Source organism: Serratia sp. CY74737 (genome assembly GCF_052166775.1).
Lineage (GTDB): Bacteria > Pseudomonadota > Gammaproteobacteria > Enterobacterales > Enterobacteriaceae > Serratia > Serratia ureilytica.
This window is the reverse complement of sequence record NZ_JBJNOF010000008.1, coordinates 25875-39519: the sequence shown is the minus strand read 5'-3', so window position 1 is coordinate 39519 and position 13645 is coordinate 25875. Positions and strand designations below refer to the sequence as shown.

Genomic DNA, 13645 nt, shown 5'->3' with positions numbered 1-13645 from the left:
GAGTTTCAGATAACTAACTGGCACAGTATCTTGTACCGGTTGTGGGTAATGATTTAGCTGCCGCTACTGGTAACGCTGCCCATTGTGCCGATGCAGCTCGCCGTTGCAATGCAGCCGCAGCCCGCTGTAGAGGCGGTGCTGACGCTGCTGCCGGTTGAGGCGCAATCGCTGGCAAAGTGCAGCGTTTCAGGCAGTTCTTCGACTAATAAATCAATGCCGTCAGAGGGCATGGAAGGCGAGTCGAGAACAATATCGAAACGGTGGGATTGACGAGTCAGAGAGGTATGATTAAGCATAAATATCCTTATTAATCAGTTTATTGATGAGTTAGCTATAACATGATTCGAGCTGCTGCATATCGTTGAAATATATTCAAACGAATTCATCTCAATGGGATATTCCCCATTAAATATTTATCTGAAAAATAAAAATCAATTTTAATATCGTGCTAATTATATAAAAATAAGCAGCGGCGATACTGAATTCTTTCATATTGAATTATTTGCATTTGAAGGCGTCATATATGACTGGCGCTTGCGAATATGAAAGGAATCCTATGTACGTAATGTTAAGTTATCGTGTTAGACACACTCTTACATACTTGTAATAGAACGGCAACACATCATTACAATTGACAGGGGTGTTTTCTGTTATTGCAACGAAGCTCACAATAATCATGGGGTTGACGTTAGTTTATTTAATTTAAAACTATGTATAAGGGATAAATATATTCTTTTTTGAAAAATTTCACCTAATATTGTTTATGGTGGAAAGTATTATAATGGTTTTATTTTTTGACAAGGATTATTGCGCGCGGAACCACAGTTGGCTTGGTGCCCGTGATGCGTTCGGTTCCGGGCGGGGCATTGATGCGACATACTGGGACGCGCTCAACGAGACGGGGTTGGCCCTAAAGCGGGCAGTTTGGCCACGGCGCAGCGAGCCTTTTGGAACCATCGCGGCGGGCAGCGAAAAAAAACGGCGCCGCGTGGGCGCCGTTTAGGCAAGGTTCAGGCTGCGCGCATCAGTCGGCGGCGTGACCCTGTTCAGGCAGGCGTTCGCCGTCCAGCCAGGCGGCGCCGTCGCGCATCGCCAGGCGGCCGTCGACGAACCAGCTCACCACCAGCGGATAGATCGTGTGTTCCTGGGTTTGCACCCGTTCAACCACGTCATCCTCTTCGTCGTCAGCGAAAATTGGCACCTTGGCCTGCAAGATCACCGGGCCGCCGTCGAGCTGTTCGGTCACGAAGTGCACCGAGGTGCCGTGTTCGCTGTCTCCGTTGTCGATGGCCTGACGGTGGGTATGCAGCCCCGGGTATTTCGGCAGCAGGGAAGGGTGGATGTTCAGCATGCGGCCGGCATAGCGCTGCACGAACTGCGGGCTGAGGATGCGCATGTAGCCGGCCAGCACCACCAGATCGGGCTGGTACTGGTCGATGGCGTCCGCCAACGCGGCGTCGAACGCCGTGCGATCGGCGTAGGCCTTGGCATCTAGCGCTTGGGCGGCGATGCCCGCGGCCTCGGCGCGCTGCAGGCCGTAAGCCAGCGCCTTGTTGCTGAACACCGCCACGATCTCGGCGGCGATGCGGCCCTGCTGGCAGGCGTCAATCAGCGCCTGGAGATTGCTCCCCTGGCCGGAGACCAACACCACGATCTTTTTCATCAGTTGATGACCACTTGTTGTTCGTCGGAAGAGGCGGTCAGTTTACCGATTTTCCACGCTTTTTCACCTGCCGCGGTCAGCAGCGCGATGGCCGCTTCCACTTCGGCTTCCGGCAGGGCGATGACCATGCCTACGCCGCAGTTGAAGGTGCGGTACATTTCATGACGGCTGACGTTGCCGGCCTGCTGCAGCCAGGTGAACACCGCCGGCCACTGCCAGCTGGCTTCGTCGATCACCGCCTGCATGCCTTCCGGCAGCACGCGTGGAATGTTTTCCCAGAAGCCGCCGCCGGTGAGGTGAGCGATGGCGTGGACGTCCACTTTCTCGATCAGCTCCAGCACGGACTTCACGTAAATCTTGGTCGGCGCCAGCAGGTGGTCGGCCAGCGGTTTGCCTTCCAGCTGGGTAGCGGTCGGATCGGTGTTGCTCACTTCCAGGATTTTGCGCACCAGCGAGTAGCCGTTGGAGTGCGGGCCGGAAGCGCTCAGGGCGATCAGCGCGTCGCCGGACTGCACTTTGCTGCCGTCGATGATCTCGGATTTTTCGACCACGCCGACGCAGAAACCGGCCACGTCGTAGTCTTCGCCGTGGTACATGCCCGGCATTTCAGCGGTTTCGCCGCCCACCAGCGCACAGCCGGACTGTTTGCAGCCCTCGGCGATGCCGGTGATCACGCTGGCCGCGGTGTCCACATCCAGCTTGCCGGTCGCGTAGTAGTCGAGGAAGAACAGCGGCTCGGCGCCCTGAACCACCAGATCGTTGACGCACATCGCCACCAGATCGATGCCGATGGTGTCGTGGCGTTTCAGATCCATCGCCAGACGCAGCTTGGTGCCCACGCCGTCGGTACCGGAAACCAGCACCGGCTCGCGGTATTTCTGCGGCAACGCACACAGGGCGCCAAACCCGCCCAGACCGCCCATCACTTCCGGGCGACGGGTCTGTTTAACTACACCTTTGATGCGATCTACCAATGCGTTGCCTGCATCGATATCGACACCTGCGTCTTTATAGCTGAGAGAGGTTTTGTCGGTCACTGCGCGATTCCCCACGACGATTTGCGGTTTGAAAACTGTGCTTCCGATGTTGATTCCGGAATAAGGCGCGGCAATTCTAACAGCGCAGGCAAACGTTTGCGAGCGGCTTGTGAACCGGCTCCGCTTTTTCGTCATCTATACTGATATTCAAACTTTTGTTGATCCCGATCGGGCTATTGTGGGTGGCGCGGCGAAAAAAAGGAGGTATAATCCCGCGATTTTTTTGGCCGCAACCACCTTAATAGGAGAAAAATGATGAAGATCGTTGAGGTGAAACACCCGCTGGTAAAACACAAGCTTGGCCTGATGCGCGAAAATGACATCAGCACCAAACGCTTCCGTGAGCTGGCCTCAGAAGTGGGTAGTTTACTGACCTATGAAGCGACCGCCGATCTGGAGACGGAAAAAGTCACCATCGAAGGCTGGTGCGGGCCAGTTGAAGTGGATCAGATCAAAGGGAAAAAGATTACCGTAGTGCCAATCCTGCGCGCAGGCCTGGGCATGATGGAAGGGGTGCTGGAGCACGTGCCGAGCGCGCGCATCAGCGTAGTGGGCGTATACCGCGACGAAGAAACCCTGGAGCCGGTGCCGTACTTCCAGAAACTGGTTTCCAACATCGAAGAGCGCATGGCGCTGGTCGTCGACCCGATGCTGGCCACCGGCGGTTCGATGATCGCCACTATCGATCTGCTGAAGAAAGCCGGCTGCCACAGCATCAAGGTGCTGGTTCTAGTCGCGGCGCCGGAAGGCATCGCCGCGCTGGAGAAAGCGCACCCGGACGTTGAGCTGTACACTGCCTCCATCGATCAGTGTCTGAACGACAAGGGCTACATCGTGCCTGGCCTGGGCGATGCGGGCGACAAGATATTTGGTACTAAGTAAACATTTGAGCCGACTTAACGAGTCGGCTTTTTTTTGACTAAAACCTATAAAACCAATAAACCGAGGAAAAGCACACATGACCCGTCGCGCCATCGGCGTCAGCGAGCGCCCGCCGCTGCTCCAGACCATTCCGCTCAGCTTCCAGCACCTGTTCGCCATGTTTGGCGCCACCGTGCTGGTGCCTATCCTGTTCAAGATCAACCCGGCGACCGTGCTGTTGTTCAACGGCATCGGCACGCTGCTGTATCTGTTCATCTGTAAAGGCAAGATCCCGGCCTACCTCGGTTCCAGCTTCGCGTTTATCTCGCCGGTGCTGCTGCTGTTGCCGCTCGGTTACGAAGTGGCGTTGGGCGGTTTCATCATGTGCGGCGTGCTGTTCTGCCTGGTGGCGCTGATCGTGAAAAAGGCCGGCACCGGCTGGCTGGACGTGATGTTCCCGCCGGCGGCGATGGGGGCGATCGTCGCCGTCATCGGTCTGGAGTTGGCGGGCGTGGCGGCCAATATGGCGGGGCTGCTGCCGGCGGAAGGCGCCAGCGCCGACTCGACCACCATCACCATTTCGCTGGTGACGCTGGCGGTCACGGTGCTCGGTTCAGTACTGTTCCGCGGCTTCCTGGCGATTATCCCGATCCTGATCGGCGTGCTGGTGGGCTATGCGCTGTCGTTCTTCATGGGCGTGGTGGATTTGACCCCGATCCGCGAGGCGCACTGGTTCGCGCTGCCGACCTTCTACACCCCGCGCTTTGAGTGGTTCGCCATCTTCACCATTCTGCCGGCGGCGCTGGTGGTGATCGCCGAGCACGTCGGCCACCTGGTGGTGACTGCCAACATCGTTAAAAAAGACCTGATCCGCGATCCTGGCCTGCACCGCTCGATGTTCGCCAACGGCATCTCGACGGTATTCTCCGGCTTCTTCGGCTCCACGCCGAACACCACCTACGGCGAGAACATCGGCGTGATGGCCATCACCAAGGTCTACAGCACCTGGGTGATCGGCGGCGCGGCGGTGCTGGCGATCCTGTTGTCCTGCATCGGTAAGCTGGCGGCGGCGATCCAGGCGGTGCCGGTGCCGGTGATGGGCGGCGTTTCACTGCTGCTGTACGGTGTGATCGGCGCTTCGGGCATTCGCGTGCTGATCGAATCCAAAGTGGATTACAACAAAGCGCAGAACCTGATTTTGACCTCGGTGATCCTGATCATCGGCGTGAGCGGTGCCAAGGTGCACATCGGCGCGGCGGAGCTGAAAGGCATGGCGCTGGCGACCATCGTGGGGATCGGCCTGAGCCTGCTGTTCAAGGTCATCAGCCTGTTCCGCAAGGAAGAAGAGGTGCTTGACGCGCCGGACGAATCGGCGGAGCAGAAGTAACGAAAAGGGCAGCCCGGGGGCTGCCCTTTTGACTTATGGCATTCGCCTTAGCTGCGAATTTTGCGGTACACGAACAGCACCACGATGGCGCCGATAACCGCCACCACGAAGCTGCCGAAGTTGAAGCCGTCAACCTTGCCGTAGCCGAAGAAGGTGCTGATATAGCCGCCGACCACGGCGCCGATGATCCCCAACACGACGGTCAGAATAAAGCCGCCGCCGTCTTTGCCTGGCATGATCCACTTAGCCAAAATACCGGCGATCAGGCCGAAGATAATCCAGGAAATAATCCCCATTTACTGCTCCTTTCTTTGGTGGCTGAGAATAGCTTACTGCTGGGTGGCCGGCTGAGTATTGCCGTTCACCGCCGCATCGGTCTCTTGTTTCAACTCTTGCGCTTTGTTTTCGGCGCTGTTCTTGATGGCTTCGGTCTTCGCCTTGGCCTGCTCGGTCAGATCGTTAGCGCCGTTGATGGCGTCGTTTTTGATGGCCTTGGCCTGATCCACCAACTGCTGGCTCTGTTTGCCTGCGTCGTCTTTGATCGCGGCGGCTTTGGCCTTGGCATCGTTGGTGATGGCGTCCGCCTGCTTGGCGGCATCTTCTTTAATCGCCGAAGCTTTGTCTTTCAGCTGATCCGCCTGAGTGGCGGCCTCTTTTTTGATTTCATCCGCCGTCGCTTTCGCTTTGTCCGTCAGATCGTCCGCTTTTTTCTGGGCGGCGTCTTTCATCTGCTCGGCGCTGTCTTTGGCTTTATCCAGGTTGGCGTCAACCTTGGAGGAGTCATCACAGCCGGCAACCAACAACCCGATAAAGGAGGCCAACAGCACTTTATTCCATACTTTCATCGTCTATATCCTTGCAGAAACCTTGTTGATGGTGATTGCATTTAGCCTACCTATACTAGGTCAGATTTTACTTAAATTACAAATTTAACCTGCGCAGGCATGGAGTTAGGGAATGATATAGGATAATTCTTGCCTCGGCGGGCGCCGCCGCCGATCAAGCGGCGCTTAGGCATTGTTCACTATTGCGGCATAAGATCCTGCCGGTTCAACAGCGCCCGTTTTCTGTGTTAAACTGCCCACGTTTTTCTGCCAGTTTTGGTTGAGGTGCTTCTCTGAATACGCCGGCACAGCTTTCACTGCCACTTTATCTTCCCGATGATGAAACTTTCGCCAGTTTTTATCCGGGCGAGAACCCATCCCTATTAGCCGCGATCCAATCCGCCGTCCGTCAGGAACATGGCAGCTATATCTATTTCTGGTCGCGCGAAGGCGGCGGGCGCAGCCATCTGCTGCATGCGGCCTGCGCCGAGCTTTCGCAGAAAGGCGAAGCGGTGGGCTATGTGCCGCTCGACAAGCGCGCCTACTTCGTGCCTGAAGTGTTGGACGGCATGGAGCAGCTGGCGCTGGTCTGCATCGACAATATCGAATGCATCGCCGGCGACGAAGAGTGGGAGATGGCGATCTTCAATCTCTACAACCGCATCCTGGAAACCGGCCGCACCCGTTTGTTTATCACCGGGGATCGTCCGCCGCGTCAGCTGAACCTGCGTTTACCGGATCTGGCTTCGCGCCTGGACTGGGGGCAGATCTACAAGCTGCAGCCGCTGTCGGACGAAGAGAAACTGCTGGCGCTGCAGCTGCGCGGCAAACTGCGCGGCTTCGAGCTGCCGGAAGACGTGGGCCGCTTCCTGTTGAAACGGCTGGATCGCGAGATGCGCACGCTGTTTATGACCCTCGATCAACTCGATCGTGCCTCGATCACCGCCCAACGCAAGCTCACCATCCCGTTCGTTAAAGAGATCCTGGGGCTGTAACGGGCTAATCTGCCTATTTTTCCGCGTGTTCCAGCAGGGAGCAGTAGTGCTCAACCTGCTGGCGTTGCCGATCGTTTCGCAGTTGCAAAGCGAGATTGATATGTTCCAGACACTGCGCATTGTCTGCAAGCCGTGGGTCGATTTTCCCCTGCTGTGCCAACCAGGCCGCCACGTCAGCCCAGCGCCACAGCGGTGAGGCGCCGCCGAGCCGTTGAATGGGGGAAGGGAAGCCGCCGGGGCCGCGAGTCCCGTCTTTTAGCATGGCGATCGCCTGACGCGACAGTTCGGTGAGCTCGGCAATATCGCTTAATCCCACCAGACTGGAGTCCACCGATATCACCTTGGCGCCGATATTTGCGGATTCAATATCGCTGATGGCGCTGCAAATCGCGTGCGCAAAGTTATCGCTTTCTCGATCGAACTCCAGGTAAACGGCTTTACCGTAGAAACAGATCAGCGCGTCATCGCATCCCGCCGCATACAGCGCATCTTCCAGCCCGGCGGTATCGGCGGTGACCCCATCCAGCGTCAATGAGAAATGATAGAGCGTCATGGTGATTCTCCGGTTATTTTTTCTGCGACAGCGCCAGGCAGTGATCGACTTTGCGCCGAATCTGTTTGGCATGTACCTCTGGGTTTTTTGGCGAGCTCCAGATGCTCATCATATGTTCTTGATGCCCGGCAAAGGCGCAATGTAGTCGGCCAAATGCGTGCCCCTTGCTGGGCCGAAAATGCCAACCCTGAGAAAGGGCGTAAGCTAATGCCGCCTGAATGTGCTTGTCTGGGTGTTTTTTCATCGCTCGTCCAGTGATGCGATCAGGGTAGGTGGAGTGTTGACGATTGTCAACGGCTGTTTCACCGAGAGATTTGGCGTTTGCGCAGCATAGCAGCGAAAGAAGACTGTGGTGATGAAAAGTATTTATATAACAATTAATTAAAAATAGCCCTGTTCAGGGCTATTGGTATTTTGCGGTTCAATAAGAGATTTGCCGGACGATTACAAAATCTCCAGCACCTGCTCCGGTGGCCGGCCGATGCGCGCCTTGCTGCCTTTCACCACGATGGGGCGTTCGATCAGTTTCGGGTTCGCCGTCATCGCCGCCAGCAGTTGCTCTTCGCTCAGGCTGTCGTCCGCCAGCTTCAATTCCTTGTACAGATCTTCTTTTTTGCGCATCAGATCGCGCGCCGATGTGAAGCCCAGTTCCTTCAACAGCTTTTTCAGCTCATCGACCGTAGGGGGCGTTTCGAGGTACAGCACCACCTTGGGATCGACGCCGTGCTGTTCCAGCAGCGCCAGGGTTTCACGGCTCTTGGAGCAGCGCGGGTTGTGGTAAATCGTGACGTTTTTCATAGCGTTCATTCCTTGTTGAATCAGCTGCGCTGGTATTGGCGGAAGCGCTGTTGCAGTTGGCGCAGCTGGTCGATGCGCGCATCGTAGCGCGCCTGTTTCAGGCTGCCGAGTTTCTGCAGCGAGCTGGCATTGCTGAGCAGGCCGATAGCCTGATCGAGCCGGCCGTTCAGCGCCAGGCTTTCGGCGCGGGCCGACAGCTCTTCATCGCGCAGCCCCTGAGCGGCGCTGGCCTGCGCCAGCAGATCCCAGCCGTTCGGATCGTCCGGATGGGCAAAGGTGTAGCGGTTCAGGATCTTCGACGCCTGCGCCGGCTGGTTGCCTTCGACATAGGCGTTGGCCAGGTTGAGTTGCAGCACCGGGTTGTTGTTCTGGGCGGCGTTGGCCGCCTGCAGGCGGGCGATGGCCTGCGGCGCGCGTTTCTGGCCGAGATCGATATCGGTCATCAGGTCAATCAGCCAGACGTTTTTCGCATCCTGCGCCAGCATCGGTTGAATGATGTTGCGCGCGTCGTCGTATTTTTTCGCTTCATAGAACAGGATGGCGCGGCCGTATTTGGCGGCCGCCTGTTCGCGCACGTTCCCCTTGCTGAGCGAGCCGAGCAGCTCTTCATTCAGGCCATAGCCTTCCGAGCTGTACATGCCCAGTGCGCGCACCTTGGCCATCAGGTAATCCTGCGAAGACTGCACGATGTGTTTCTGCATCTGGTTGGCGCGGTTGCGCGCGTCGGAGAGACGGCTGTCCGGCAGCGGGTGCGTCAGCAGCATTTCCGGCGGCTTGGAGGCGTAACGCGACTGATCCGAGAGTTTCTGCAGGAAGTCGGGCATCGCTTCCGGATCGAAACCGGCGCGCTGCAGCACCTGAATGCCGATGCGATCGGCTTCCTGTTCGTTCGATTGGGTAAAGCTGATCATGCCCTGCTGGGTGCCGGCCATGGTGCCGCTCAGCGCCGCCATGCCCATGGTCGGGTTGGCCATCGCCAGCAGGATGGAACCAAGCGCGCCCACCCAGGTCAACGGGGCGTTGCGTTGCTGATCTTCCATTGCGCGCGCCAGGTGGCGCTGGGTGACGTGCGAGATTTCGTGCGCCAGCACCGAGGCCAGCTGGCTTTCGTTGTCGCTGACGCGGAACAGGGCGGAATGCAGCACCACGTTGCCGCCGAAGAAGGCGAAGGCGTTGATTTCGTCGTTGCGCACCAGATAGAAATGGAACGGCGTGCGCACCGAATAGGCGCTGGCCACCAGCCGGTTGCCCAGTTGGTTGATGTATTGACTCAGCAGCGGATCGTTGATCAGCGGGGCGCTGGCGCGCAGTTGGCGCACGTAGAAGTCGCCCATCGCCAGCTCTTGTCCGATGCTCAGGGTGCCGCCGGCGGAGGTGCCCATATCCGGCAACTGGTCCTGGCTTTCCGCCTGTGCTGGCGCCAGGGCGGTGGCGTTCAACGTGCCGAGCAACAGCACCGCTAACGCGGTTTTGGTCAACCGGTTGGTCATAGTCAGGCGTTTCCCTTAAATAATCATTTCTAAGACGTCAGCAGCAGACAAGAGTTCTTTATTCCCACGGCGCGATCCGCGTGAAAGTGCGGCGGATCACAAACCGCCGCGACGGCAATCATCACATCATAGTCAGCGGCAGGCGACAAGGAAACGTTAGCCGGGGGCGAATCGGGCAAAAAAGTTTTATTTTTCATTTCGAAGGGCATTTTCTCCGTCGGGAGCGAGACGGAACTTCAATAAAACACGGATAAAGTTAGTCCGTGTTTTATTGACAAGATAAACGCAGACTCATATAGTCTGCGTTATTGAAGGTTTACTGACGGTCAAAAACGGACATATGGCGTACATCACAACCAGCGTTGAATATGGCATCCACTGCCTGCTGTGGCTGGTCGGCGATAACCAGCGCGCGCTCAGCAGCCGCGAACTTGCCGAACTGCAAGGGATCTCCCCCAGCTTTCTGGCCAAGATTTTCCCCAAGCTGGAAAAGGCGGGCATCGTCGCCGCCAGTGAAGGGGTGCGCGGCGGTTACCGGCTGGCCCGTCCGGCGAAAGAGATCAGCTTTCTGGAGATTATCGACGCCATCGAGGGGCACAAGCCGCTGTTCGATTGCCAGGAGGTGCGCGGGCGCTGTGCGGTGTTCGATGATTCCCCGCCGGAATGGGCGGTCTCCGGCAAATGCGCTATCCATGCGGTGATGCTGCAGGCGGAGAAGGCGATGCGCGATGCGCTGGCGGCGCAGACCCTCGGCGACGTCGCTGCCCGTTTTGGCCGCAAGGCGCCACAGGGTTTCTTCGGCGAGGTCAACATCTGGCTCGACGAGCGCATGACGGAACGCACCGCGCGCAGCGGCAAAACGGCTCGCGCCAAGACCTAAACTCCGCCTTTCCTTAAAACAAAACACATTTTTCCCGCCTCTTCGGAAGGGGCGGGCGGTCCTTCTGCACCCTGCGACGGGAGCGGAACGGCGCCGTTCATCCGAAAAAACTGCGGGCAGCCTCGTCGCCCGGTCAACCCTGTATGAAGGAGTCATCCCATGACGCAGAAAATAGTGATTGCCGGTTCCGGTTTTGCCGGTTTTTGGGCCGCCGTGTCCGCCATGCGCGCCATTACCCTTGCCGGTAAGCATGACGACATCGAGGTGCTGATGGTTTCGCCGACGCCAACGGTCACCATCCGGCCACGCCTGTATGAAGCGGTGCTGGACAACATGAACCCCGACATTTCCGCGCAGCTCACCGCCGTCGGTGCACGGCACCTGGCCGGGACGGTGGAACGTATCGACGCCGCCGCCAAAACGCTCAGGGTGGCGCCGGCGGTGGGGGAACCCCTTGAGTTGGCCTACGATCGTTTGGTGTGGGCCACCGGCAGTCGGCTTTCCGTGCCTGCGGTGCCGGGCTTTGCCGAATACGGTTTCAACGTCGATACGCTGGAAAGCGCACAGCGCTTGGGCGCTCATATCAAAGCGCTGGCGGCCAAACCGTCAACGCCGGCGCGCAACACTGCCGTGGTGGTGGGAGCGGGGCTGACCGGGCTGGAGAGCGCCGCGGAGATGCCGCAGCGGCTGCGCGATGCGCTGGGGAAAAACGAGAATGTGCGCGTGGTGATCGTCGATAGCGCCCCGGAAGTGGGCGCAGGAATGGGCGCGGAGCCGGGGGCGGTGATTCGCCAGGCGCTGGCGGAGTGCGGCGTGGAAGCGCGAGCCGGCCTGCGCGTTTCGGCTATCGATGCCGAGGGGGTGATGCTGTCGAACGGTGAGCGCATCGCCGCCAACACGGTGATCCTGGCGGCAGGCGTGCGTGCGCACCCGCTGACCGAGCAAATCCCCGGCGAACGTGACGCTAATGGCCGAGTGATCGGGGACGCCTTCCTGCGCGCGCCGGCGGCGGCGGGCATTTTCGTGACCGGCGATACGGTGAAAGCGGCGACCGACGATCTCGGTAACCACAATCTGATGACCTGCCAGCATGCGATGAGCCTCGGCCGCGTCGCCGGTCACAATGCGGCGGCGGAGTTGGTGGGGTTGCCGACGCACCCGTATAGCCAGCCGAAGTATGTGACCTGTCTGGATCTGGGCCCCTGGGGCGCGCTGTATACCGAAGGCTGGCAGCGCCAGGTGCGCTTTACCCGTCAGGAAGGCAAAAAGATTAAACAGGAGATTAACACGCAGTGGATTTACCCACCGGCGGCGGACCGCGAGGCGTTGTTCGCCGTCGCCAATCCGGATTTCGTGATTGTGCCTTAAAAAGATAAAAACGGGAGCGGCAACGCTCCCGTCGTCATTTCCCCAGCGGCAGGAAAGAGCGTTCCGGCACCACGGTTTTCATCACCAGCGTGGAGCTCAGGCGCTGCACGCCCGGCAGGGCGGAGAGCTTCTCGTCGTAAAGCTGCTGGAAGGCGGGCAGATCGCGGGCGATAACGTGCAGCAGATAATCGGGATCGCCAAACAAACGCTGCGCTTGCACCACCTGCGGAATGTCCACCATGGCATTTTCGAAGGTTTCGACGGCGCGGCGATCGCCTTCGCGCATGGTGACGAACACCAGAGCGGAGAAGTTGTAGCCCAGGCTGCCGGGATCGAGCTGGGCGCGGTAGCCCCTGATCACCCCGGATTCTTCTAATGCGCGCACCCGGCGGTGGCAGGGGGATACGCTCAATCCGATCCGCTCGGCCAGCTCGGTCACCGACAAACGCCCGTCGGTTTGCAGTTCCGCAAGAATTTTGCGATCAATCTTGTCCATTTGGAAAAATTTCCCCGCTTATGCCGATTTCAGGCAAGTAATTGAAAGCACATTTTAACGCCTTGAGGATATTCTTGCCATCTGTTGAACGGTTTTGACGGCCGCCGCCAGGCGGGGGCCGTGCTTATTCTACGAGGAAAACGCGATGGTTCTCTGTTCGGTGCGGCGCTGTGCGTTTGGGAGGGCGCCGGCATGACACTCGCTCTGTTCGCCGCTTTTTGGGCGGTGTCGATTCTGTTGGTGATCACGCCGGGTATGGATTGGGCTTATGTGATCTCGGCGGGCATTCGCGGCCGGGTGGTGGTGCCCGCCGTCGCCGGTTTGTTGTTCGGTCACCTGCTGATGATTGCGATCGTGGTGGCGGGCGTCGGCGCGTTGCTGGTCGGCAATCCGCTGGCGCTGACGGCGCTCACCTTGCTGGGGGCGGCTTACCTGCTGTGGATCGGTTTCAATATGCTGCTGCATCCGCCGGTGCCCGGCGCCGGTGAAGATCAGCGTTCCGATTCCTGGCTGCGCTGGGCCGGCAAGGGCGTGTGCGTCAGCGGGCTGAACCCCAAGGTGTTTCTGCTGTTTCTGGCGCTGCTGCCGCAGTTTACCGACGCCCGGGCCGAATGGTCGGTGCCGATGCAGATGCTGGCGTTGGGCGTGGTGCATTTGATCAGCTGCGGCCTGGTGTACCTGCTGGTGGGATTCGGTTCGCAGTCGGTGCTGCGCACGCGCCCGCAGGCAGCGAAGGGGGTGGGACGCATCTCCGGTGCGGCGATGATCGTCATCGCGCTCGGGCTGCTGGCCGAGCAGGCGCTGAAATAGCATTACCGTCGGTAGATGTCCGGCCGGGCGATCTGCCAGACAAAGTCGGGGTGGTTGATGGCCGAATAGCCCACTTTCTCATAGAGCCAGGGGGCGGTGCTGGTGACCAGCATGACTCGCCTCAGCTTCGCCATCAGCGGATGGGCCTGGCAGCATTCCGCCAGCCACAGACCCAGCCCGCTTTTTTGATGCGTCTCCAGCACGTACACGTCGCACAGATAGCCGAAAGTGGCGTAATCGGTGACCAGCCGGGCGAAACCGATCTGCCTGGCCTCGTGATATAAACCGAAGCACAGGCTGTGGGTGAGGGACTGGCGGACGGTTTCTTTATCGATTCCCTCCGCCCATGAGGAACGGGTCAGAAAAGCGTGGATGGCATCGAGATCCAGCAGGGCGGGATCGGTGCTGACGAGATAGTCAGCACGCCGCCACTCCCGTGGGGCAGGGATTGTCATGAGGGTTCTTCTCCTGTGCAAGCGTTAA

At 58.7% G+C, this 13645-nt stretch carries 17 protein-coding genes; 6 read left to right on the top strand and 11 right to left on the bottom strand.

Going from position 1 to position 13645, the window contains the following annotated elements; translation table 11 throughout:
• Window positions 1-53 precede the first annotated feature (53 nt).
• The 3 genes from ACJ8PE_RS13050 to purM form a co-directional block, all read right to left on the bottom strand.
• On the bottom strand, window positions 54-296 hold the full coding sequence (locus tag ACJ8PE_RS13050; RefSeq protein ID WP_127897176.1) for a hypothetical protein: 243 nt from the start codon (window positions 294-296) through the stop codon (window positions 54-56).
• Between the two features lie 728 nt (window positions 297-1024).
• Window positions 1025-1663: a phosphoribosylglycinamide formyltransferase gene (gene purN / locus ACJ8PE_RS13045; RefSeq protein WP_197793417.1), complete on the bottom strand. Its 639-nt coding sequence runs from the start codon at window positions 1661-1663 to the stop codon at window positions 1025-1027.
• Window positions 1663-2700, bottom strand: a complete 1038-nt coding sequence (gene purM / locus ACJ8PE_RS13040; protein WP_197793418.1) for a phosphoribosylformylglycinamidine cyclo-ligase — start codon at window positions 2698-2700, stop codon at window positions 1663-1665. The genes purN and purM overlap by 1 nt, the downstream gene beginning before the upstream one ends.
• A gap of 255 nt (window positions 2701-2955) precedes the next feature.
• Here purM and upp point away from each other — a divergent pair, with 255 nt between their 5' ends.
• Both upp and uraA read left to right on the top strand, forming a co-directional pair.
• Entirely contained in the window at window positions 2956-3582 is a 627-nt protein-coding gene (upp, locus tag ACJ8PE_RS13035; protein WP_004941642.1) for a uracil phosphoribosyltransferase, read from the top strand.
• 76 nt (window positions 3583-3658) lie between these two features.
• Window positions 3659-4948, top strand: a complete 1290-nt coding sequence (gene uraA / locus ACJ8PE_RS13030; RefSeq protein ID WP_033651534.1) for a uracil permease — start codon at window positions 3659-3661, stop codon at window positions 4946-4948.
• Between the two features lie 47 nt (window positions 4949-4995).
• Here uraA and ACJ8PE_RS13025 read toward each other — a convergent pair whose 3' ends face one another.
• Window positions 4996-5244: a GlsB/YeaQ/YmgE family stress response membrane protein gene (locus ACJ8PE_RS13025; RefSeq protein WP_016926728.1), complete on the bottom strand. Its 249-nt coding sequence runs from the start codon at window positions 5242-5244 to the stop codon at window positions 4996-4998.
• Between the two features lie 33 nt (window positions 5245-5277).
• The gene (locus tag ACJ8PE_RS13020) at window positions 5278-5793 is read right to left on the bottom strand and encodes a hypothetical protein (RefSeq protein ID WP_016926729.1); all 516 of its coding nucleotides are present in this window, start codon (window positions 5791-5793) and stop codon (window positions 5278-5280) included.
• Window positions 5794-6065: 272 nt separating this feature from the next.
• Between ACJ8PE_RS13020 and hda the strand changes: the two genes are divergently transcribed.
• Window positions 6066-6767: a DnaA inactivator Hda gene (gene hda / locus ACJ8PE_RS13015; RefSeq protein ID WP_025159568.1), complete on the top strand. Its 702-nt coding sequence runs from the start codon at window positions 6066-6068 to the stop codon at window positions 6765-6767.
• A gap of 13 nt (window positions 6768-6780) precedes the next feature.
• Here the strand turns inward: hda and ACJ8PE_RS13010 are convergent, their stop codons facing one another.
• The 4 genes from ACJ8PE_RS13010 to ACJ8PE_RS12995 form a co-directional block, all read right to left on the bottom strand.
• Complete coding sequence (locus tag ACJ8PE_RS13010; RefSeq protein ID WP_033644020.1) at window positions 6781-7320, bottom strand: helix-turn-helix transcriptional regulator; 540 nt, start codon at window positions 7318-7320, stop codon at window positions 6781-6783.
• 13 nt (window positions 7321-7333) lie between these two features.
• Entirely contained in the window at window positions 7334-7564 is a 231-nt protein-coding gene (locus ACJ8PE_RS13005) for a hypothetical protein (RefSeq protein WP_197793419.1), read from the bottom strand.
• Between the two features lie 200 nt (window positions 7565-7764).
• Window positions 7765-8118 carry an arsenate reductase (glutaredoxin) gene (gene arsC / locus ACJ8PE_RS13000; protein WP_047025632.1) on the bottom strand — a complete coding sequence of 118 codons (354 nt, stop codon included), beginning with the start codon at window positions 8116-8118 and terminating at the stop codon, window positions 7765-7767.
• A gap of 20 nt (window positions 8119-8138) precedes the next feature.
• A complete protein-coding gene (locus tag ACJ8PE_RS12995) occupies window positions 8139-9608 on the bottom strand; it encodes a beta-barrel assembly-enhancing protease (protein ID WP_033651532.1) in 1470 nt (489 codons plus the stop codon).
• A 340-nt stretch (window positions 9609-9948) separates the two neighbouring features.
• Between ACJ8PE_RS12995 and ACJ8PE_RS12990 the strand changes: the two genes are divergently transcribed.
• Together ACJ8PE_RS12990 and ACJ8PE_RS12985 are read left to right on the top strand one after the other, a co-directional pair.
• The gene (locus tag ACJ8PE_RS12990; RefSeq protein ID WP_033644016.1) at window positions 9949-10488 is read left to right on the top strand and encodes an RrF2 family transcriptional regulator; all 540 of its coding nucleotides are present in this window, start codon (window positions 9949-9951) and stop codon (window positions 10486-10488) included.
• A gap of 159 nt (window positions 10489-10647) precedes the next feature.
• Entirely contained in the window at window positions 10648-11856 is a 1209-nt protein-coding gene (locus tag ACJ8PE_RS12985) for an NAD(P)/FAD-dependent oxidoreductase (protein ID WP_404769108.1), read from the top strand.
• 34 nt (window positions 11857-11890) lie between these two features.
• On the opposite strand, the gene ACJ8PE_RS12980 is transcribed toward ACJ8PE_RS12985, so the two are convergent.
• Window positions 11891-12352, bottom strand: coding sequence for an Lrp/AsnC family transcriptional regulator (locus ACJ8PE_RS12980; protein ID WP_021504394.1), 462 nt, complete (start codon window positions 12350-12352; stop codon window positions 11891-11893).
• A gap of 192 nt (window positions 12353-12544) precedes the next feature.
• Here ACJ8PE_RS12980 and ACJ8PE_RS12975 point away from each other — a divergent pair, with 192 nt between their 5' ends.
• Window positions 12545-13162 carry a LysE family translocator gene (locus ACJ8PE_RS12975; protein WP_197760278.1) on the top strand — a complete coding sequence of 206 codons (618 nt, stop codon included), beginning with the start codon at window positions 12545-12547 and terminating at the stop codon, window positions 13160-13162.
• Window positions 13163-13164: 2 nt separating this feature from the next.
• Here the strand turns inward: ACJ8PE_RS12975 and ACJ8PE_RS12970 are convergent, their stop codons facing one another.
• The gene (locus ACJ8PE_RS12970; RefSeq protein WP_089192118.1) at window positions 13165-13617 is read right to left on the bottom strand and encodes a GNAT family N-acetyltransferase; all 453 of its coding nucleotides are present in this window, start codon (window positions 13615-13617) and stop codon (window positions 13165-13167) included.
• Window positions 13618-13645: the final 28 nt, after the last annotated feature.